Source organism: Candidatus Micropelagos thuwalensis, from assembly GCF_000469155.1.
Taxonomy (GTDB): Bacteria; Pseudomonadota; Alphaproteobacteria; order RS24; family RS24; genus Micropelagius; species Micropelagius thuwalensis.
This window is the reverse complement of the sequence record NZ_AWXE01000004.1, coordinates 1-19,989: the sequence shown is the minus strand read 5'-3', so window position 1 is coordinate 19,989 and position 19,989 is coordinate 1. Positions and strand designations below refer to the sequence as shown.

At 43.8% G+C, this 19,989-nt stretch carries 17 protein-coding genes and 3 tRNA genes; 15 read left to right on the top strand and 5 right to left on the bottom strand.

Features of this window, described 5'->3' with window-relative positions:
* Positions 1 to 85: 85 nt before the first annotated feature.
* The 3 genes from RS24_RS04660 (at position 86) to RS24_RS04650 (ending at position 1,987) form a co-directional block, all read left to right on the top strand.
* Positions 86 to 1,081, top strand: coding sequence for a hypothetical protein (locus RS24_RS04660; RefSeq protein ID WP_021777034.1), 996 nt, complete (start codon positions 86 to 88; stop codon positions 1,079 to 1,081).
* A gap of 32 nt (positions 1,082 to 1,113) precedes the next feature.
* Positions 1,114 to 1,575, top strand: a complete 462-nt coding sequence (locus RS24_RS04655) for a DUF6798 domain-containing protein (RefSeq protein WP_021777033.1) — start codon at positions 1,114 to 1,116, stop codon at positions 1,573 to 1,575.
* Positions 1,576 to 1,911: 336 nt separating this feature from the next.
* Positions 1,912 to 1,987 (top strand) — tRNA-Thr (locus RS24_RS04650).
* 48 nt (positions 1,988 to 2,035) lie between these two features.
* Here RS24_RS04650 and RS24_RS04645 read toward each other — a convergent pair.
* Positions 2,036 to 2,830 (bottom strand): VOC family protein, encoded by a 795-nt coding sequence (locus RS24_RS04645; protein ID WP_021777032.1) that lies wholly within the window; start codon positions 2,828 to 2,830, stop codon positions 2,036 to 2,038.
* Positions 2,831 to 3,046: 216 nt separating this feature from the next.
* On the opposite strand from RS24_RS04645, the gene RS24_RS04640 reads away from it, so the two are divergent.
* On the top strand, positions 3,047 to 3,805 hold the full coding sequence (locus RS24_RS04640) for an HAD-IIB family hydrolase (RefSeq protein WP_021777031.1): 759 nt from the start codon (positions 3,047 to 3,049) through the stop codon (positions 3,803 to 3,805).
* Positions 3,806 to 3,835: 30 nt separating this feature from the next.
* Positions 3,836 to 5,050: a glycosyltransferase family protein gene (locus RS24_RS04635; RefSeq protein WP_021777030.1), complete on the top strand. Its 1,215-nt coding sequence runs from the start codon at positions 3,836 to 3,838 to the stop codon at positions 5,048 to 5,050.
* 12 nt (positions 5,051 to 5,062) lie between these two features.
* Here the strand turns inward: RS24_RS04635 and RS24_RS04630 are convergent, their stop codons facing one another.
* Positions 5,063 to 6,778 carry a sugar phosphorylase gene (locus RS24_RS04630; protein WP_021777029.1) on the bottom strand — a complete coding sequence of 572 codons (1,716 nt, stop codon included), beginning with the start codon at positions 6,776 to 6,778 and terminating at the stop codon, positions 5,063 to 5,065.
* A 24-nt stretch (positions 6,779 to 6,802) separates the two neighbouring features.
* Positions 6,803 to 7,597, bottom strand: a complete 795-nt coding sequence (locus tag RS24_RS04625; protein ID WP_021777028.1) for a Peptidoglycan glycosyltransferase protein — start codon at positions 7,595 to 7,597, stop codon at positions 6,803 to 6,805.
* A gap of 119 nt (positions 7,598 to 7,716) precedes the next feature.
* Here RS24_RS04625 and RS24_RS04620 point away from each other — a divergent pair, with 119 nt between their 5' ends.
* On the top strand, positions 7,717 to 8,985 hold the full coding sequence (locus tag RS24_RS04620; RefSeq protein ID WP_021777027.1) for a sulfotransferase family protein: 1,269 nt from the start codon (positions 7,717 to 7,719) through the stop codon (positions 8,983 to 8,985).
* Positions 8,986 to 9,070: 85 nt separating this feature from the next.
* The gene (locus RS24_RS04615) at positions 9,071 to 11,125 is read left to right on the top strand and encodes a TonB-dependent receptor (RefSeq protein WP_021777026.1); all 2,055 of its coding nucleotides are present in this window, start codon (positions 9,071 to 9,073) and stop codon (positions 11,123 to 11,125) included.
* 18 nt (positions 11,126 to 11,143) lie between these two features.
* Here the strand turns inward: RS24_RS04615 and RS24_RS04610 are convergent, their stop codons facing one another.
* Positions 11,144 to 12,349 carry a cytochrome P450 gene (locus RS24_RS04610; RefSeq protein WP_021777025.1) on the bottom strand — a complete coding sequence of 402 codons (1,206 nt, stop codon included), beginning with the start codon at positions 12,347 to 12,349 and terminating at the stop codon, positions 11,144 to 11,146.
* Positions 12,350 to 12,807: 458 nt separating this feature from the next.
* Between RS24_RS04610 and RS24_RS04605 the strand changes: the two genes are divergently transcribed.
* The 5 genes from RS24_RS04605 to RS24_RS09735 are packed head-to-tail and all read left to right on the top strand — an operon-like array spanning position 12,808 to position 18,371.
* Entirely contained in the window at positions 12,808 to 13,902 is a 1,095-nt protein-coding gene (locus RS24_RS04605) for a polyprenyl synthetase family protein (RefSeq protein WP_021777024.1), read from the top strand.
* A gap of 12 nt (positions 13,903 to 13,914) precedes the next feature.
* Positions 13,915 to 15,471, top strand: a complete 1,557-nt coding sequence (gene crtI / locus RS24_RS04600) for a phytoene desaturase family protein (RefSeq protein ID WP_021777023.1) — start codon at positions 13,915 to 13,917, stop codon at positions 15,469 to 15,471.
* Entirely contained in the window at positions 15,468 to 16,433 is a 966-nt protein-coding gene (locus RS24_RS04595) for a phytoene/squalene synthase family protein (protein ID WP_021777022.1), read from the top strand. The genes crtI and RS24_RS04595 overlap by 4 nt, the downstream gene beginning before the upstream one ends.
* The gene (locus tag RS24_RS04590; RefSeq protein ID WP_021777021.1) at positions 16,411 to 17,553 is read left to right on the top strand and encodes a lycopene cyclase family protein; all 1,143 of its coding nucleotides are present in this window, start codon (positions 16,411 to 16,413) and stop codon (positions 17,551 to 17,553) included. The genes RS24_RS04595 and RS24_RS04590 overlap by 23 nt, the downstream gene beginning before the upstream one ends.
* Positions 17,553 to 18,371, top strand: a complete 819-nt coding sequence (locus RS24_RS09735; protein ID WP_021777020.1) for a Brp/Blh family beta-carotene 15,15'-dioxygenase — start codon at positions 17,553 to 17,555, stop codon at positions 18,369 to 18,371. The genes RS24_RS04590 and RS24_RS09735 overlap by 1 nt, the downstream gene beginning before the upstream one ends.
* Positions 18,372 to 18,379: 8 nt before the next feature.
* Here the strand turns inward: RS24_RS09735 and RS24_RS04580 are convergent, their stop codons facing one another.
* Positions 18,380 to 19,264 carry a TrmH family RNA methyltransferase gene (locus tag RS24_RS04580; protein WP_239642401.1) on the bottom strand — a complete coding sequence of 295 codons (885 nt, stop codon included), beginning with the start codon at positions 19,262 to 19,264 and terminating at the stop codon, positions 18,380 to 18,382.
* A gap of 270 nt (positions 19,265 to 19,534) precedes the next feature.
* Between RS24_RS04580 and RS24_RS04575 the strand changes: the two genes are divergently transcribed.
* The 3 genes from RS24_RS04575 to RS24_RS09865 form a co-directional block, all read left to right on the top strand.
* Positions 19,535 to 19,619: transfer RNA gene (locus RS24_RS04575), tRNA-Tyr, on the top strand.
* Between the two features lie 42 nt (positions 19,620 to 19,661).
* Positions 19,662 to 19,735, top strand: a tRNA-Gly gene (locus RS24_RS04570).
* Between the two features lie 86 nt (positions 19,736 to 19,821).
* Positions 19,822 to 19,989, top strand: a 168-nt coding sequence (locus tag RS24_RS09865; RefSeq protein WP_021777018.1) for a GTP-binding protein, incomplete at its 3' end; no start/stop codon positions are given.

Here is a 19,989-nt window from a genome sequence, read left to right as displayed (position 1 = left end):
TACCTGTGGTAGACTTCTTCAGCAATCTAAAATGCTTTTAATAAACTAAGTATTTTGGATTTTTAATTTAAAAAAGGGTATTGCCGTGATCAATTTAAGCCACGTTTTAGCCAGTTTTAGTAAATTTTTTCAATATTATTTGTTTGCCCTAATTTTGTTAACTCTGTCTCCATTTGGGGTCCTAAGTGGCAACGAAGAAATGTACTATGGCCTAGCAAAAAAGTTCTTAGATACTAGTTGGAACGGAGAATACTCCTCCTTTATATTTTCTGGCGACTACAGGATGATTTCTGACTCGCTTATCGGGTCTATGGTAATAAAGATTGGATTCGAAAATACCCAGATTATTGGATCCTTTTTAGCCAGCCTGCTTTTCAGTCATGCGATTTACAAATTATGTAAAACCTTGGAGCTATCAAATTTATATGGACTGTTATCTATTATTATATTTGTCTTACTGGGGCAAAGTTTTATTGGCCGAGAGTGGCTGTTTGAAGATTTCGAAGCAAAAATATTTGCATATTATTTTGTCATATTAGGCGTAAATCATTATTTGAAGAACAATCTTAAATTAATGGTTATGTTTCTGGCGATTGCAACCTACTTCCATTTACTTGTTGGGGCTCAGTGGATAGCATTATTAGCTCTAGCAATTCTTATATATGACGGGAAGTTTCGAATTCCTACCCTGGTTATGTCCGGTTACTTTTTGTTGTGTTGTCCAATATTGTTAGTAGCTATCTCTGGGTTTTATGGTTCTGGTTTTATCCAGGGTGATGATACTCCGTCTCCGTCATATATTTATAGTTATATCCGACAATATAAAATGGTTCTTCCTTTCTATAGTTTACCAAGATTTATTCTGCAATGGCTGCCCGGGATAACAATTTTTTTGGGTATCTTGATAAGTTTTTGGGCTATCAAAAGAGAACCAAGTGGTCATATATATCAACGCTTAAGAATTCTTGCGTTATCATCAATAATATTAATTTTGGTTTTTTATTGGTGTCGTTTTTTGATAGGGACGGTGCTTTCGCTAAACTATATCCCTACCGCTTTACTAGCTTATTGCTACTTTTGATACTTTTTTATGCTTGTATTCTCTTAAAAGAAATGGACGCTAACAGCGCCGGAAATTTTGGTGAAATTTTAATTATTGTTCTTTTACCGTTTTTTTTGATTAATGGATCTATCAGTAGCCTTCGGGAGGTTCACGAGTGGCGAGAAACAAATCCAGCAAAGGCGGAAATGTATAAATTTCTGTCTGAAAATAGTGGCCCCGAGGATATAATTTTGGTTGACCCAAAGATAGAAAAAATTCTTTTTGATGTAGAAAGAAAATTGAATAGACCAACGCTGGTTACATTCAAGTACATACCTTCTTCTAAAGAGGGTTTAGTAGAATGGTATAGAAGGCTTAAATTCAAAGAAAGTGTTTTCAATGGGAAAGGCCTAAATACAAGACAGTATCCCTATAATCTAGTGGTTGCCAGTAACAAAGCTGATACTTCTAATCTGTTATCATCTCATATAAAAATTTTCGCTAACCCTGAATATATGGTCTTTAGAAAATAAGTTGATTACCAATAAGTCTTTTAACGACAACAAAATTAACATTTTAGATTTTGCACTTTCGTAAGCTTTTTTTGTGCACAGATTATAGTATCATTGTGTTGCGATAATAAAACCATGTATGCGAAGTATTATGCTACTGAGTGTTTATTGATCAGTGTCTGAAAACTTTCATAAAAATGTCTGGGAGCTTAGCACTTATCATTAGCCGGAAATCACTCCCCAAGAGTATTTTCGAAAAATAAATAGACCTTAAAACAAAAAATTTATCGGAAACAGGCGCGAGTAGAATAATTGCTAGCCAGCAAAATGCAAAAAAGATAGTTGGAGCAATAGTTTGCCGGTATAACACAGTTGGTAGAGAGTCTGATTTGTAATCAGAGGGTCCGCGGTTCAAGTCCGTGTGCCGGCACCATTTTTCCATAACCCTATCGATAATTAATCTTGTGAAAGCGTTAATTCTCTATATATTTGGAGTTAACCAAATTACGGCTCCAAATGTTTTTTTGGTGTTCATGCACTTACGTTTGTTTCCAGAGTAGCTCAACTCTAAACTAAAACAACTTTTTGGATTAGCCTCTTGTTTTAAGCTAATCATTATGTTTCCAATTGAAAAAGTTTTAGGTAATTTTCTGCTATGATTTTGATTTTCATTTAATAGAGCGCTTAAGCCATAAGCTATTTTTTCGGTATTTTTCGACGATAGAATAATTTTTTTAAAACCCAATGCACCATTAGTGTGTTTAGTATTATTATCTTGAGCTATTCTTAAATTTATTGGGGTCTTATCTTCTATCAAAAATGGTAAATCATAATCTTTGGAGCATCCCAATTCCCATTGAACAATTTGACCGTCGGGTCTTTTTCTTTGGTATGCTAATTTTTTTAAAGTAGGAATTTTGTTTCTAGCTAAGCTATTGAGAGCATACTGAATATTTTTTGTGCGAAGACACCAATCCAATGCGCCATAGCTTTTTGTAATCCAGCGAATTAATCTCCATGAGGTGTCTGTTTTTTTGTTTGCATAGTAATTTAACAATCCAATCTTAGCCGCAAACCTGATTATTGGTCGAAACCAAAATTTTTTCAGGGCAATAATTTCAATATATGTTTGATCTCTAAAAATAATCAATGCGTTGCATGTATATTTATGTTCACCCCCCCTACTTACTATAAAGCCTAGCTCTGAGAATTGTTGAATGGCTAGATTAAGATCTGGAACAAAAATTACACAATGGTCAAAACATATTTTAGTCATAAAATTTTAATTTTGAGTAAACCGTAAAAGAGACATTTGATAGGGCTCTGTTTTAGCGTTTCAATTTTATAACTCAGGCTCATATTTCACAACTTCATAAACTCTTAAAGCCTTTGTTAGCCATGGCTAAATCTTCCTGATAAAAGTCAGTTTAGCTGTACCTTTTTACTTTAAATACCTTCAGCTATGATGTGTCAAAAATGTTAGGACTATTTAATGGCCGACATACTGGTTTTTACAGATTTGGATGGATCCCTAATGGATCATGAAACTTACGCATTCGACGCCGCACTTCCTGCGTTAGATGCGCTGGCACAGGCTGATATTCCTGTCAGTGTCGTGAGTAGTAAAACCCGGGCAGAAATCATCCCACTCGTTTCAAAGCTCAAACTAACAGGCCCAATCATTGCCGAGAACGGGGCCGTCATCGCTTTTCGAGACGGAACGTTAAATATGGCGGGTCACATTAACGACATTAGGCAGGCGTTGGATGCTCTGCCGGAAAAACATCGCAATGCTATTAAAGGTTTTGGAGATATGAGTGTTGCGGAAATTTCGCAATTGACCGGGCTGGATGAAGCTGCATCAGTTCGCGCTGCTCAGCGTGAGGCCAGTGAGCCTTTTATGTGGTCAGGTAGGGATGCGCCTGATAAAAATTTATTGGTAAATAAAGGGTTTCAAATCATCCGTGGTGGGCGGTTTTATCATATCATTCCGCACCGGGATAAAGCCGATGCCATAAAGTGCGTCACGGCTGAGATGGGCAAGCCGGATGCAGAGATATGGGCGTTGGGCGATGGACCGAATGATTTAAGCATGTTGCTTGCCGCCAATAAGGGTGCCCTTATTCATAATCCAAATCTGCAGGTCAGGGCTCAATTACCAGAAACACATGCGCTTTATTTAACTAAACATTCCGGACCAGCAGGATGGGCTGAGGCTATATTTACTTTTCTTGCGGGGAAGAAGGCCTAAATTATTTGAATAAGCTAGTGGACCCAATTGATGGCAGATTTTTTTCAGAACGGTAGTATTACAACCCTCCATAATCTAACACGACGATCTGTTGAAGATCTGGAGCGAGAGCTTTCTGCCTTTGCTCAGAAACGTTCTATCGGGCTCGTCTTGCCGAGTCTTTATTCCGAACTTGAAGGTCCTGCGCTGGAGAATATTGTGCAGGAGCTAACGAAAGTTCCTTATCTCGACCAAATTGTTATTGGGCTTGATCGCGCTGATGAAAAACAATTTGCTTATGCAAAAGAATATTTTTCTCGTCTCCCACAAGAACATGCAGTTTTATGGCATGACGGCCCACGCCTCACAGCGCTGGATAAAGAGTTGTCGGAACTTGGGCTGGCGCCGACTGAGCCCGGCAAGGGGCGCAATGTTTGGTATTGTTTCGGCTATATGCTGGCTTTACGCAATGTTGATGTCATAGGCTTACATGATTGCGATATTCTTACCTATAATCGCGAAATGTTGGCGCGCTTGCTTTATCCGGTTGTACACCCTGTTTTCCCTTATGTTTTTGCCAAAGGTTTCTACCCACGCATTAACGAGCAAAAGTTGGGCGGGCGGGTGACACGTTTGCTCATCACCCCTCTTTTAGAAGCGCTACGCAAAGTTTGCGGTGAAAATGACTATTTACGGTTTCTGGATAGCTTCCGTTACCCGCTTGCTGGTGAGTTCGCCATGCGCAGTCATGTCGTAAATGATATTCGTATCCCGTCTGACTGGGGGCTTGAAATTGGTGTTCTGTCTGAGGTGCGCCGAAATTATTCAAATCGCGTCATTGCACAGGTGGATATTGCCGATCAATATGATCACAAGCATCAAGAAATGTCCGCCGGGGATGTGACCAAAGGCTTGTCGCGTATGAGCGTTGATATCAGTAAAGCTGTGTTTCGAAAGCTGGCAACAGATGGTGAAATTTTTTCGGCAGAGAAATTCAGAACGATTAAAGCCACCTATTACCGTGAGGCTTTAGATCGCATAGATTGCTATTATAACGATGCCATGATGAATGATTTGACCTTAGACCGGCATACGGAGGAAGCGGCTGTTGAGTTGTTTGCCCGAAATATTATGGTCGCCGGTGAAACCTATTTACAAAACCCAATGGAAACACCATTTTTACCGAGCTGGAACCGAGTTAATGCGGCCAAGTCAGATTTTTTATCGCGCTACGCGGAGGCCGTGAAGCTTGATAATGCTGAGTAAGATATTGCTGAGTTATCCTGAAACATTGGTAATCCATATGCTCTGATAAGGTGACAGAGTAAGTACTTCGTCGGACGGATCAACGATTGTGTTGCTCAGTAAATCTTTCCATTGTGCTTGTTGATAGAGGTTCATATCACGCAGGCTGAGTAATTTTTCTTCATGGGTGATGTTGGTTACGACAAAAAGTGATTGCTTGCGATCCAGACTTTGCCGCCAGAAGCCAAACATCCCAGGCTTGAGGTGAAGGGTAAACTGTGTTGCGTCGGGATGGAACGCCTTTTGTTTTTTCCTGATTTCTAACCGGTTTTTCAGTTCATAAAAAATCTGGAATAATGGTGAGTTCTCATCTGACATAGCGGCGTCAATATCTTCGCCAGACCATTGTGTTCTGTTTAAGGCACGGTTATGACCTGCTTGTCCGGCGCGGGCTTCATCATTTTCTGAAGCCAGGAGACTTTGGATATAAAAAGCAGGTATGCCTTCAAGCGACATCATTATGGTTTGTGAGGCAATGAAACGCGCGACATGAAAGTTATCTTCGCCATGAATCGTACCTTTAAGCGCGCTGAAAAGAGTGGTGTTCATTTCATAAGGTACTTCGCGCCCTTCATAACTGCGCATGGTTACACGCCCACCAAAACCCATAATCGTATCAATCATTTTGGCGATTTCATCTTCAGGAAGCAGGCCCTCGACAGGGCGTAGACCTATGCCGTCATGGGATGCAGAAAAATTAAACAGCGTGCAGCCATCCTGACTTGGTGGCATGGCCATCATCCAACGCCGCAAATATGTTGACCGTCCGGTGAGGAGTGCATGCACGAGCAAAGGCGGTAGGCTGAAATTATAAATCACATGGGCTTCATTGCCATTACCAAAATATTGAAGGTTTTCATGATTTGGTACATTGGTTTCGGTAATCAGTAAAATTGTGTCTTCCAGATGGTCCACAAGTGTCCGTATGAGTTTGATGATTTCATGTGTCTGAGGAAGGTGCAGGCAATTCGTACCATTTTCTTTCCATAAAAAACCGACGGCATCGAGCCGGAATACGCGAATACCTTTGTTAATATAAAAGCGCATGAGGGAAATGAATTCGCATAGCAGGTCAGGATTTGAAAAATCTAAATCAGCCTGATCGGCGCCGAAAGTACACCAGACATGTTTCTCGCCTGCAGTCGTTTGAAACGGGATGAGCAGGGGAGAGGGGCGTGGGCGCGTGACCAGCGCGTGGTCTTCAGACGGGTCAGAGGTCTTGATATAGTGACGACCCGGTTTTTCATCCGATAAAAATTGCTTAAACCACTCATGGCTCGTGGAGGCATGGTTGATAACAACATCGGACATCAGGCGATAATTCTCACCAATGTCTTTAATATCTTCCCAATCGCCCAAATCAGCGCGGACGGCACGGTAATCACTGACAGCAAAACCATCATCTGAGGTGAAAGGAAAATAGGGAAGAATGTGAACCCCTGTAATGGCTTTCTCAAGATAATCGCCCAGAAATTTATGGATATTTTGTAGGGGATGTTTGTCTTCGGATAAAATTGTGTCCCCATAGGTTATGAGAAAACTATCATTTTCATCCCAGTAGTCTCGCTCGGCCTTATTTTCGGTTGTCGGGGATATGTCAAAGCTTTCACATATTTTCTCTACCAGAGTCGATGAATTTGAATGCGGATAAATGAACTCAATATGCCGGGAGAGTATATCTTTTAACACTGTAACTTAGCCTTGGAATACACTCTATAAATAGCTGAAAACATAGTTAGAGTCCCGATAAATATGAAAATCGGCATATTTTGGTAAATATTCCCAAATGCCTTTGGTCCAGCTTTCATAATGGGCGCAAAAATCGGCGACGGCCTCACGGTTTTCAAATTGCCAAACACCACTGTCACGCGCATTTTGTTGTTCTTGTGTCCAGCGGCTATCAATTACCTGCTCAAAATCTTTTTGCCTCAATAATATGAGCGCATCTCTGGAATTCCAGATATCTTTATAAGTCTCGGCCTGTTCCATTGCCCAGCGCTTCCATATACCGTCGGGATCGTGCTGACGCTCCCAATCGGTCGGGGGGGCATTGGCAACAAAGCTTGCCTCGGCACCAACGCACCAGCCTTCTATTATGATCACATCGGGGCGACCTTCAAAAATGGGCCAATCCTTTTCAGGAAATCTGTCGTCATGGCTCTTGCTGAATCTTGGTATTTGGGTACGAGACGTTTCGTCTGCCGCTTGAAGCTGAGCCAGTGTGTGACGCATAAGGGGCAGGTCATGCGTACCTGGCACGCCGCGTGTGGCGCATAATGGATGGATAGTGTCTGCGAGCTTTAGTCGTGTTGCGGCGCTGTGATAAAAATCATCCAGCGATAGGGTGAGAGTTTTTTTATCTTTAGGTGTCAGTGCGTCCTCAAGGGCTTTGCACATGGTGGATTTACCGGCGCCCTGACCGCCAGAGATGGTAAGTATATAGGGGGCGTCTGAGATTTTGTGATTCAGAAAGTCAACAAGGTCGGAAATTACATCTGCGAGCAACATAGTAAAATTTACTCATATTCTCACTGACGCGTAAAGGTTTTAAGGTGTTGGGGCGTTTGAATGTTGGCGTTCCCTTCAACTATGTCTTGGTGTAGAATTTTTTAAATATGGAGGGGTTTATGGACAAGAATAGCATAACCATTGACGATTTATCTGCACCCGTTCTGACCGAAGCGGCACAAGCCGCCATGGAGATGGTGGCGGAAATGTCTGTAGTGCTCAACCCCGATGATATTATAACCGAAGCCAAAGACACACTTTCTCTTGATGATTTTGGTGATATGGAGTTTATGTCGCGGCTCACCTTGCTGTGTGAGGAATGGAGCCAGGATAAGACGATTAATAATCTGGGGCTTCTAGGGTTGCGAGGAAAGCTGGTGACCTTTGCCAAAAACCGTCTGCTGATACAGGACTTGTTAACCCGTCACCCTGAAATACATGACGTTAAAATTGAAGCACCAATCATTGTGGCTGGGTTGCCACGTTCCGGTACAACGCATTTACTGAATCTATTGGCGGCGGATAGCCGCCTGAGATCATTACCTTTATGGGAGTCTTATGAGCCAGTCCCAACACCCGAAGAGGAGGCGGGCGAAACTGGTCAAGACCCGCGATATGAAAGATGTGATGCCCAGTGGCAAGCTATGCAACAAATTAGCCCGCTTATGGCAGCGATGCATCCGATGAACCCTGAGCATATTCATGAAGAACTTGAATTAATGGGGCCAGATTTTGCCTCCTATAATTTTGAGTGGCTAAGCACCTCACCCCGTTGGCGTGATTATTATTTTTCAACCGATCAAACCCCGCATTATGAATATATGAAAACTGTTTTGAAAATTCTCACCTGGCAGGATGGTGATGTAAGTGGGGCACAAACGCGCTGGGTGCTGAAATGCCCCCAACATCTTGAGCAATTACGGGTGCTGAAAGAAGTATTTCCCGATGCGATTATTCCAATTACGCATCGTGACCCGGTTTCGGTTATCCAATCTGCGGCAACTATGGTCGCTTATGGACGCCGCGCAATTCGTGACAGTATTGATGTGCCCGAAATTGGCGCCTATTGGGCAGACCGAATCTATAGATTACTTGAGGCATGTGTGCGTGATCGCGAGCAAATTCCTGCGGCGCAGAGCATTGATATTTTGTTCCACGAATTTATGGCTGATGCTTTTAAGACGATTGAGGTTATTTATGAGAAGGCCGGATTGGATTTAACGGATGAGGCGCGCTCCGAATTGCAAAATTTTATAGATAATCATCCCCGTGGCAAATATGGGCAGATTGAATATCATTTAAAACGTGATTTTGGAATTGAACCTGCAGAACTCCGAGAAAAATTCAAATTTTATTTTGATGCTTTCCCTGTCAAAGCCGAAGCTTAAACTTTTAAAGTCCGTCTCTCTATTATAGCTAATATGCGACAACTTTACGGATTGATAATTATCCAATTCATGATTGTTTAATTAGATGCAACGTGTCTTTTTCATAAGATGTTTTCTTGCGGCTTGTTTTGCGGGTGCAAGTTTTTTCTTTATACCAAGCTGGGCTTTGGCTGATGACTCACAGAAAGCCCTTATGCTCAATTCATTAATTGTAACCGGCAAGCGCGCAGAGTCTCTCAAGCAAAATATGCCCGGGAATATAAAAGTTATTTCAGAAGACGAAACATTTATTCATCCTGTTGAAGCACTTGCCGGTGTCCCCGGGGTGATGATGCATCGAGGCAGTGGGGTAGAGCATCTGACCGCAATTCGCTCGCCGGTGCTTGTTGGCGGTGCGGGCGCTGGGTCGTTTTTATTCATGGAAGACGGTATCGCTTTTCGTGCGGCTGGTTTTTCAAATGTGAACGCTCTGCTTGATGCGCAAAATGAACATAGTGAGCGCATTGAGGTGATTAGGGGCCCCGGCCCTGCCATGTATGGATCAAACGCAGTTCATGGTCTGGTAAACTTTATTACCACATCGCCTTATGATGCCGACTCAGATATGCAGGCGCGGTTTGGGAGTTATGGCAGGTATCGCCTTACATCCAATATGACCTCTCAAAATAAAGGCGCGGGAAAAGCCTATAGGCTTGGCGTGACACTGTCAGGAGAGACAGAGGGCTATCGAGCTGCTTCGGGTTTTGACCAGCAAAAAATTAAATTTCAATCCGGTTGGAAGGGCGGCGCAGACACAAATTACAGATTAATTATATCTGCCAATCATCTGGAACAGGAAACAGCTGGTTACGCGTCAAGTTATCGCGACAGGCAAGTTGCCAAAATGAACACGGATGATAATGCCTTCAGAAATGCGGAAAGTTTAAGGGCGGCTCTCTATACGGAAACATCACTTTCCGGCAATAAAACTTTACGCATCACACCTTATATGCGTTATCACGATATGCGTTTTTTAATGCACTTCCTTGCAAGTGCTGATCCGGAAGAGTCCAATCGACATTATAGTTTTGGTGTTCAATCTGCGATTACGCAAAAATTCGATGACTCCGAATTTTTGTCTGAATTGGTTTATGGTTTAGATGTTGAAGCTACTGAAGGGGAGCTAATGCAAATTCAAACGCGCCCGGCGCAATTCGGCTTCCTGCCGGGTATCCATTATGATTATAGCGTTAAGGCTGAGACTTTTGCCGGATTTATTCAGGGCGAAATGCCGATGGGAAAGGCTTCTTTATTGACGGCTGGTCTGCGCGGGGAGCATACATCCTATACCTATGATAATAAGACGAGCGATGGATCTTTTGGTCGTTTTTTCCGTCCGGCTGATAGGGAGGATGATTTTTTAACTTGGTCGCCAAAGCTTGGATGGGTTAGTAAAATTGAGCAGCAGACATTTTTTGCTAATCTTACGCGCGGTCATCGTGCACCCCAAACAACAGATTTATATCGCCTCAGAAATGGACAAACACCCGAAACACTCAAAGCCGAACAGATAGATAGCTTTGAAATCGGGATGCGTGGCTTGATCGGTAAATCGACGGCTTCACTTAGTTATGAGATTGCGGTCTATAAAATGCAGAAGAAGCATTTTCATTTTCGCGACTCCAATAGTGAAAATGTGAGTAATGGAAAAACCGACCATGAGGGTATCGAACTTGATTTACAATTCAGCCCTACGCAAAATCTGATTCTAAGCTCACAACTGACTTATGCGGTTCACAGCTATGATTTTAGTCACGCGCCTAATGGCATCGTAAAGGGGCGTGATATTGATACCGCGCCTCGTCGTTTGGGGCATGTCACAGCAATTTGGACACCGGATGATGTCTCATCATTAAAATTGAGCTGGCAACATATTGGGAAATATTTCACCGATGAACGGAACAGCAATACCTATTCCGGGCATGAAGTGGTTGATGTGACATTGGTGCGTGGGATTGCTGATGGCGCATTTCTCAGTTTAAGCGTGATTAATTTGTTTGATGAAAAATACGCGAAGCGCGCCGATTATGCTTTTGGGAATGCACGTTACTTCCCCGGCGAAGCGAGGCATTTTAACATTGGTTTAAAAAAAGCCTTTTAGTTAGTCTGTAAACGACTCTCAGGCTGTCCATGTGATGGGTAAATTATCCATGCCCATTGTTGTGCCGCCATGGGCTTTAATTTTGCTTTCATCGGAGATTGAAAATGCGTTAACCCGTTTGGCAAATTCTTCCAGCACAATTTTAATCTCCAATTTGGCAAGATGCATACCGATACATTTATGTGGGCCATCGCCAAAAGCGTGGTGCATAGTACGTTCAACTTTTGAGCGCTCGGGATTAAAATTATGTGGATCCGGAAAAGTCGTAGCATCACGGTCAGTAACGAATGATGGAACAACGATATTATCGCCCTGTTTGAACTGCACACCGTGAAATTCTGTATCGGCCTCACATATACGATTGAGATTGATGAAGGCGTGCATGCGGAGGAGTTCATCAGTTGCTTTTTCCAGGAATTCTTTATCTGCCTTTATCTTTTGATAGAGGTCTTGGTTTTGCGCGAGGTAATTGGCGATGAAGGTTAGCATGGCGGCAACTGTGTCTACCCCGGCGAGAAACAACAAATAACAAATTGCATCCACCTCGTCGCGAGATAGTCTTTCGCCTTCGACCTCTACCTCAAGTAACATGCTCATGACGTCGTCGCGCGGATTGGTAACATGGTCTTCTGCCGCTTGGCTTAAATATTGCGCGATTTTTTGGCCATAATCGACACGTGCCTCGACGGTTTCAGCTCTGTAAAAACCGTTCTCCCATTCAAAAAATTGCGGTTGCATATGCTGGGGTAGGCCGAGCATTTCCAGAAACACACCTGTTGGAATGGGCTTAGCAATATCCCACAAAAAATCAATCTCAGGAGATTGTAGAGCCTCATCAAGGACATTTATTGTACGCTTGCGAATTTTATCTTCCATCTTACTGATGATATTGGGTGCGAATACTGGGAGCAGCAGTCGACGGTAACGAGGATGGCTCTGAGGGTCGCTTTCCAAAGGTATTAAGCGAGGTCGTTGTTCGTAATTAGCCGGTACACCAATTGGGAATGAACCGAAAAGATCCGGATTGCTCAGAATTTCGTGCCCCATTTCATAATTGGTGACAATCCAGTGTCCGCCATTATGAGGTGTGTAGAAAATATTCCGTTCATCGTTGACGAGTGCATCTGTCATTCTTTGTTGTGGGTTACGCATCATCTCAGGATCTGCAACCAAATCAAAATCACTTAGTAGGTTTTTTGGAACATCAGCTATATTGGTTGGCATAGTATCTCCATTATTTGCGCTCTATTTTTGTGATGGATTTGAAACAGCTTGGCAATCAGGAACCATCTCTCATTTTTCAATTATGTGCGTGTTTTAAGAGAATAAATAGTAAGAAAGAATGGAGATAATTCTCCTGCCTTTTTCTATAGGGTCTTTTCCCATAAGCTTTTTGATGATGGCTATGGAATGACTTGTTACAAATTTGTTACGAATAGTGCTTGACCGGCTCAATTCGTGTTCGCATAGTGTTAATGTAACAGTATTTAACTTGTTGCATTGCTTGTGATGCGGTGGTTTTGCGGCTTTTTTAAAAGTATGAGAAGCTTTTTTGATTCACCGACATCATATTTGTTCAGGATTTTGTTAACTGAATCCTGTTAAGCGACTGTATAGGCTCAGTTCGGCTTATACCTGGGAGGGTAGCCGAATTTACAGTCGGAATTGTTGAGGAGTAGAGTATGTCCGGTTTGTTAGCTGAGCTTATGGAGGGAATGGAGGCGTTTCAGACTCGTTCTGACTCGCATGTTTCTTATAAGCATCTCCAAAAAAATTCCCATAATCTCAAAGAGATGTCTCATGATCTGCTTTCGAATATTAAAAGCCAGATGCCACCTGCTGACCATCCCTTAAATGCCGCTGCCATGCATCATTTTGCTGAACCCGGTAAGCTTATCCGTGGTCAAATCGCTCTTGCCGCTGGCAATATGCTTGATTTAAACCCTGACATTGCAATGCAATGGGCCTTAAGTGTCGAATTTTTGCATAATGCCTCACTTCTGCATGACGATATTTGTGATGAAGATACCAGCCGACGAAACCAAGAGACCATATGGAAAGCTTTTGGGCTTCAGCAGGCTATTTGTCTCGGTGATTGGTTGGTTGCACAGTCATTTGTGCATGCCGCAGAGGCTGACCGTCTGACTTATTCCCTAACCGGTTCGCACGCGGCGAGCGCGGCCTTGCTAGCAAAAGGTATGTCTGCGCTTTCAACTGGGCAAGCCGCCGAATTTGTATCTTCTGCCTATCCTAATTGGGCGCATTATAGTCGAATTGTCTCGGGGAAAACCGGGCAACTAATTAGTATTCCTGTCGAGGGTATATACCTCCTTGCAAGTTTGCATGAGGATTATCACAGTTTGGAAAATGTTTTTGGTAATCTTGGCCTTGCTTATCAAATTACCAATGACATCAAAAATCTAATGGGTACAGATGGGGCTGCGCGACAGGGTGGAGATGTTTTGAGACAATCGCCCAACGCTGTTGTTATTCTTTTCAGAGACAGTTTGGTCAATGGATCGCGCCAGGAATTTGATGAAAAATTTATGCAAGGTATGGTTTGCGAGCATACAGATGAAAAATGGATGCAAGAACTTTTTATAAACGGCGGAGAATTGGCGGCAGATAAAATTTCATCCTTGCTGGCAGAGGTTGAAAAAGATCTCAATGATCATGAATACGATATTAAACCTGTCCTTTCGCCGGTTACGGATTATCTCTATGCTGCAAGCCAGAAAATCAATCGCACATCGTCAACCTCCAACACAGCCAGTTAGGTTAACTGTCACATGAACGAATATCTTCCCAAGGCCCTGGTTATCGGTTCTGGATTTGGTGGAATTGGTGCTGCGTTAAGATTGCGTGCGCTTGGGTATCACGTGGATTTGGTGGAACGGTTGGACAGTCTTGGCGGGCGGGCTCAAGTCTTTGAAAAAGATGGTTTCCGTCATGATGCTGGCCCAACTGTTATCACTGCGCCCTTTATGTTTGAAGACCTGTTTTCACTTTTTGATGAAAAGCTCTCTGACCATCTGGAATTTGTACCTGTGTCACCATGGTACAGATTTCATTTCCCTGATGGATCGGATTTTGATTATGGGGATGACATGGCCGAATTTGAAGCAGGCATGGCTAAATACCGTGAAGCAGATATTGAAGGTTATCGCAGATTACTTGATGCTTCCCGTGAAATTTTTGAGGTCGGGTTTGAAAAGCTTGCAGATCAACCGTTTTTAAAATTTACAGACATGTTGAAACAAGTCCCCGCGCTTTTGAAGTTGCGGAGCGATCTAACGGTTTCCCAGTTTGTGAAAAAATATATTACGCATCCATATTTACGGCAGGCTTTATCCATCCATCCGTTACTGGTTGGCGGCAATCCATACGACACAACGAGTATTTATGCGTTAATACATTATCTTGAGCGCAAATGGGGTGTGCATTTTTGCATGGGAGGAACCGGTAAGCTCGTCACTGAACTCGAAAAATTGATGCGGCGACACGGTGTTGCCATTCATACCGGTGCAGATGTTGAGGAAATTGTTGTCAGTGGCAAAAAAGTTACTGGTATTAAATGTACGGATGGCCGTGAAATGCTAGCAGACCTTGTTGTTTGCAACGCCGATCCACCTACGGTCTATCGTGAAATGATGCCTGTAGGAGGCAAGTCATTTTTGCGTCCTAAGAAAATTATTCCAGAAGCATTAACCAAATATTCGATGGGTCTGTATGTCCTTTATTTTGGTACCACACGGCAATATCCAGATGTGGCACATCACACCATTTGGCTTGGTGAACGTTTTAAAGGTTTGCTGAATGATATTTTCAACAAGCAAATTGCGACAGATGATTTTTCTCTTTATCTCCATCGCCCGACTGCAACCGATCCTTCTTTTGCGCCGGAGGGGTGTGATAGCTTTTATATTCTTTGCCCGGTGCCGAATTTGCAGGGCAATATTGACTGGGATGTTTATGGTTCTGAATTGCGTGACCGTATTGTCAAAGCCCTTTCAGAGACAATCATGCCGGATCTGGAGTCACATGTAACCGCGGATTTCTGGATGCATCCGGGCGATTTTGAAAAACAATATCGCGCGACGCATGGAGCAGGCTTTTCTATCGCGCCGGTGTTCAGGCAATCAGCATGGTTCCGATATCACAATCGGGATCCGGATATCGGCAATCTTTATTTTGTTGGCGCGGGAACGCATCCGGGAGCGGGACTGCCCGGTGTTTTAAGTTCTGCGAAAGCTTTGGAGAAAATGATACCGGCTCAGTCAAATCTGCAGTCGCAATCATACTCAGACGAACTTGCTTCTGATGTTTTGGCGGAGGCGGGTGAATGAACGGACCAGCGACTTTTTCTGAAAGTGAGATTTTTTCTCCTTATGAAGACTCAGCGGCAACGCTCGCCAAACATGGTAAAACATTTAACTGGGCACGGCGTTTTTTGGGTAAGGAAAATGGTGACAAAGCGGCGCAACTTTATTCGTTTTGTCGTTACCTAGATGATCTGGCAGATGACGGGTTGGCGCATGGTTATACGCGCATTGAGACCATGCAGAAAAAATTATCAGGAGCTGTCATGCCTCCGGGTCACATGGATGAGTTTGCAAGATTTCTGGATTTTGCCAATACAAATCATTTGTCATTGTCAGCCCTCAACGCGTTGCTGGAAGGTCTGATTGGTGACAAAGAGCCTGCCGAATTACAAAGCGAAGCTGATTTGTTAAATTATGCATACCGTGTTGCCGGAACTGTTGGCGTGCTTATGTGTTCAGTTCTGGGGTGTTATGATGAAGATGCTTATGCCCATGCCATTGATTTGGGCATCGCAATGCAACTCACCAATATTGCCCGCGATGTTGCCGAAGATGCTCGTATGGGACGGCGTTATATCCCAGCTGACTGGTGCGCTGAATTATCTGCCGCAGAAATCTGCAAGGCCGCCGCAGATGATGCTGAAACCGAAATAAGTCATTTGGTGCAATTATCTCTTTATCGTTTATTGCGACTTGCCGATAAATATTATGACTCAGGCTTTCATGGGTTGCCTTATCTTCCCCCCCGGGCGCGAACAGCTATTGCGGTAGCGGGTCGAGCCTATCAGAGTATTGGTCATAGCATGCGGCATAAAAATTTTCATAGCTGGCCTACCCGTGAGGTTGCTGGGCCAGGAGCAAAAATCGTTGCAAGTTTCTCTGCCTTAATTGACGTAAGGTTTAGATATACAAAAAAAGTTAAGCATTCATCTGAACTCCATAAACATCTAATTGGTTTGCCGCATGTCCGGTCGTCGCATTGCTAAACAAAGGCGTCGTGCCGATGTAGGAATTATCGGGGGTGGGCTTGCAGGTTTAAGCCTCGCCTATCATCTTTCACAATTCCATAATCTCAAAATTCTGGTTGTAGATGACGGTATGCCAAAGCCGGATCATATTTGGGGTTTCTGGGATAATGGAAGCCCGCATCTTGAACTGGCGCGCGAACATGCCTTATCGCAGTGGTGGCACTGGCAGATTGCCGAGCCGGGTAATGCACATGTTATGCGCGGACAAGACTACCATTATTATGCCGTTTCATCCGCAACTTACATGAAAGCATTGGCAGATAAATGTTCCAAAGCAAATGTTAGATTTATAAATGGCACGGTAATGAAAACCTCTATTCATGAAAATTATACGCGCATGCTCATGCGCGATGAGCAGACGGTGACGGCACATCATGTATTCGATACTGTGAATTATATTACGCCTCACGATTGCATGAAGCAGCATTTTCTAGGCCAGCACATTAAGGTCTCAAAAAACACCTTTAACCCGGGTCAGGTTATGTTGATGGACTTTCGTGTGTCTCAGGAAGACGGCATACACTTCATGTATGTTTTGCCTTTTACTGAAAAGAAAGCCTTTATTGAGTCGACGGTATTTTCGCAAAGGCCAAATGAGCCGGAGTGGTATAGGGAGCAGATTGCAGAATATATTAATCGGTCTTTGCATCTGAAAGGTGAGCAAGTCACGATATTGAAAGAAGAAGAAGGCGTTTTGCCGATGTCGCAGGTGAAACCAAAGCACAATGATGGATGCATTCCATTTGGCTTGCCTGCCAATGCGATGCGGGCCTCGAGTTCCTATGCTTTTGCTCAGATTAGCCGACAGGCTTATGATTATGCGAAACGTGAAACGCTTATTTGGGGCTTGCCGGAAGCGGGTGCTGATTTTTTTGAACGGTGGATGGATGATGTTATGTTGGATGTGCTGAACAAAAAACCCGAATTGGCGTCACATTTCTTTACCCGCATGGCGTCGAAAGTTCAGGCGGATTATTTTGCAAGATTTATGAATGGGCGATCAGGTTTTGTGCCGAAGCTAATGACAATTAACGCCATGCCGTCCAGGCCGTTTTTGAAAAGTATTGTCAGATTTTAATGTCCCATATGACACTTATCGATTTGCTTCCGGTTTTATTTATCATGCTCGTCGGTTTGCCCCATGGGGCGGGAGACGGTTTACTCGCCTTTAAAAGTTTCCAGCCCACGACAAAAGGCTGGGTAATTTTTGTTACGTCTTATCTCGTTATTGCGGGAATGGTTTTGGTTTTGTGGTATTTCTTCCCGGTGCTGGGTCTTTTACTGTTTCTTATCCAATCCTGCATCCATTTTGGTCTGGGTGATGTGTCGGCGACAGACTCGATAGCAAAAGGGGCCCAATCTCAAAGCCGGTTTCATTATTGGGCGCGCATAATTGCCATGGGCGGCGGCCCAGTTCTGCTCATTCCGTTATTCCATCCAATTCCGGTTAATGATGTATTTGTTCTCATATCGGGTCAGGCTGCTTCTTATCTGATACTCTTCATTATCTTTTTACTGCCGATATGGTTGGCAGCTTTTGGAATTATGCTTTCCTATCTGCCTAAAACTGGGGGCAGTGAGGTGACACTTTTATTGTTTCTTGTCGTGCTGTATTTCATTTTACCGCCATTATGGTCTTTTGCGATTTATTTTTGCTGTGTGCATTCCGTTCGGCATTTTAGGGTGCTGAATACTCAGATTGAAGGTGGTTTCATTAAATCGGGTCATCTTGGTCAAATTGTGCTGTTTTCAGTTCTGCCCATCGCGTTGATTTTTTTGTTTGCGCTTCAGGCGCATGATCATTTCTCGGAGGGGTTAACTACGGGGCTTTTTATTGGTCTGGCCGCGCTCACCGTGCCGCATATGGTGCTGGTTGACGGTTTAAGAAAACATTAAAAAAATTTCTATCTGACAATTTCATAAAGCGCGACTGCGGTGGCTGTCGCAACATTAAGCGTCGCAAAACTTGAGGCATCAGAGGCGGTGAGACGCACCAGTTGCGCGCAATTTTCCTTTGTAAGGCGTCTTAAACCTTTACCTTCCGCGCCCATAACGCAAGCAATCGGCCGGTCACGGGGGATATCGCCTAGCCATTGTGCGCCGTCCTCATCAAGTCCGCATGTCAGGTATCCGGCTTCCGAAAGGCTTTCAAGGCATCTGGCAAGGTTTGCCACGCGCACGAGTGGCATTTTTTCAAGTGCTCCTGAGGCTGTTTTCGCTAAAGCTCCCCCCGATGCAGGGCTATTATGTCGTGTCATAACCAGTCCCCCAGCACCAAAAACAGTGGCGGCACGGATAATTGCACCAATATTTCTGGGGTCTGTTACCTGATCCAGCACGATTATAGGTTTGCCATTGGCTGTAACTGTTTCGAGGCTAACTTCTGGGAGTGGGGCGGTGTTCAGTAAAGCCCCTTGATGCACAGTGCCGGGTTTTAGTTTTTTGTTGATTTGATCCGGTGATGCCTTTTGAACCTCCAGATTTGGGGGAATTTCTGCCTGCTGTTGGATTTCATTGAGGGCATTTTTCGTAACCGTCAGCTTTTGACACTTGCGGGCAGGGTTTTGCAGAGCCGCAATGACGGCGTGTAAACCGTAAATGATGCTGTCATCATCATGTGATGTATCTTTTCGCCCGGATTTGTTGGATCTCCGATTTTTGGGGTTTTTAGAACTGAATTTCGAGGGGGTGGACGATTTCTTCATCCGGTATTTATAGATAATTTGATTATCCTTGTATATGGGCTGGTGGGTGGTGATGAGAAAAGAGATAAATATCTGTTTCCCCACGTTTTTCTCTATTTGAGGCTTGCACAAAGGTCTTTCTATGCTTATAAGGAGCCGTTAAATGTCGCAAAGACTGTTTTGACTTGTGATTAGCCGGTGGTTTTAGCCAACTGGTTATTCAGTGGTCTGGGCGGCTTTTGTGTGTTTTTTGTTCGCTGAATGTAGCAGGCTTCGCTTTTCTGTGAAATACCTGTTGGATTTAGTTTGGACGGGAATCCCCGCTAGGGGCCTGATACGCATAGGGTTTCTATGGGCCTGGAATTTTCAAGGTCTGGAGGGATGCCCGAGTGGCTAAAGGGGACGGGCTGTAAACCCGTTGGCTATGCCTACGTTGGTTCGAATCCAACTCCCTCCACCATAACCCTGCGTGGTATCTGGTTCGGGGAGGCTGGTTTGTACTGCGGGTGTAGCTCAATGGTAGAGCAACAGCCTTCCAAGCTGATGATGAGGGTTCGATTCCCTTCACCCGCTCCATTTGGTCTTCTGACAAACGTCATGAGACCGGAGTGAAATTTAACCGGGCTTGATAGACAGGCCCTACAAGACAAGGATGTGGAAACATGTCGAAAGAGAAGTTTGAGCGCACGAAGCCCCACGTTAACATTGGCACGATTGGTCACGTTGACCATGGTAAGACGACGTTGACGGCAGCGATTACGAAGGTTTTGTCTGAGCATGGCGGAGCTGAGTTTTCTGATTATGCTGATATTGATAAGGCCCCAGAGGAG

Bases quoted from the DNA above. Each gene is read 5' to 3' on its own strand.
- RS24_RS04620 (WP_021777027.1), top strand. From the start codon at position 7,717: ATGGACAAGAATAGCATAACCATTGACGATTTATCTGCACCCGTTCTG.
- RS24_RS04635 (WP_021777030.1), top strand. From the start codon at position 3,836: ATGGCAGATTTTTTTCAGAACGGTAGTATTACAACCCTCCATAATCTA.
- crtI (WP_021777023.1), top strand. From the start codon at position 13,915: ATGAACGAATATCTTCCCAAGGCCCTGGTTATCGGTTCTGGATTTGGT.
- RS24_RS04645 (WP_021777032.1), bottom strand. From the start codon at position 2,830: ATGACTAAAATATGTTTTGACCATTGTGTAATTTTTGTTCCAGATCTT.
- RS24_RS09735 (WP_021777020.1), top strand. From the start codon at position 17,553: ATGTCCCATATGACACTTATCGATTTGCTTCCGGTTTTATTTATCATG.
- RS24_RS04655 (WP_021777033.1), top strand. From the start codon at position 1,114: ATGGACGCTAACAGCGCCGGAAATTTTGGTGAAATTTTAATTATTGTT.
- RS24_RS04590 (WP_021777021.1), top strand. From the start codon at position 16,411: ATGTCCGGTCGTCGCATTGCTAAACAAAGGCGTCGTGCCGATGTAGGA.
- RS24_RS04640 (WP_021777031.1), top strand. From the start codon at position 3,047: ATGGCCGACATACTGGTTTTTACAGATTTGGATGGATCCCTAATGGAT.
- RS24_RS04605 (WP_021777024.1), top strand. From the start codon at position 12,808: ATGTCCGGTTTGTTAGCTGAGCTTATGGAGGGAATGGAGGCGTTTCAG.
- RS24_RS04615 (WP_021777026.1), top strand. From the start codon at position 9,071: ATGCAACGTGTCTTTTTCATAAGATGTTTTCTTGCGGCTTGTTTTGCG.
- RS24_RS04610 (WP_021777025.1), bottom strand. From the start codon at position 12,349: ATGCCAACCAATATAGCTGATGTTCCAAAAAACCTACTAAGTGATTTT.
- RS24_RS04595 (WP_021777022.1), top strand. From the start codon at position 15,468: ATGAACGGACCAGCGACTTTTTCTGAAAGTGAGATTTTTTCTCCTTAT.
- RS24_RS04625 (WP_021777028.1), bottom strand. From the start codon at position 7,597: ATGTTGCTCGCAGATGTAATTTCCGACCTTGTTGACTTTCTGAATCAC.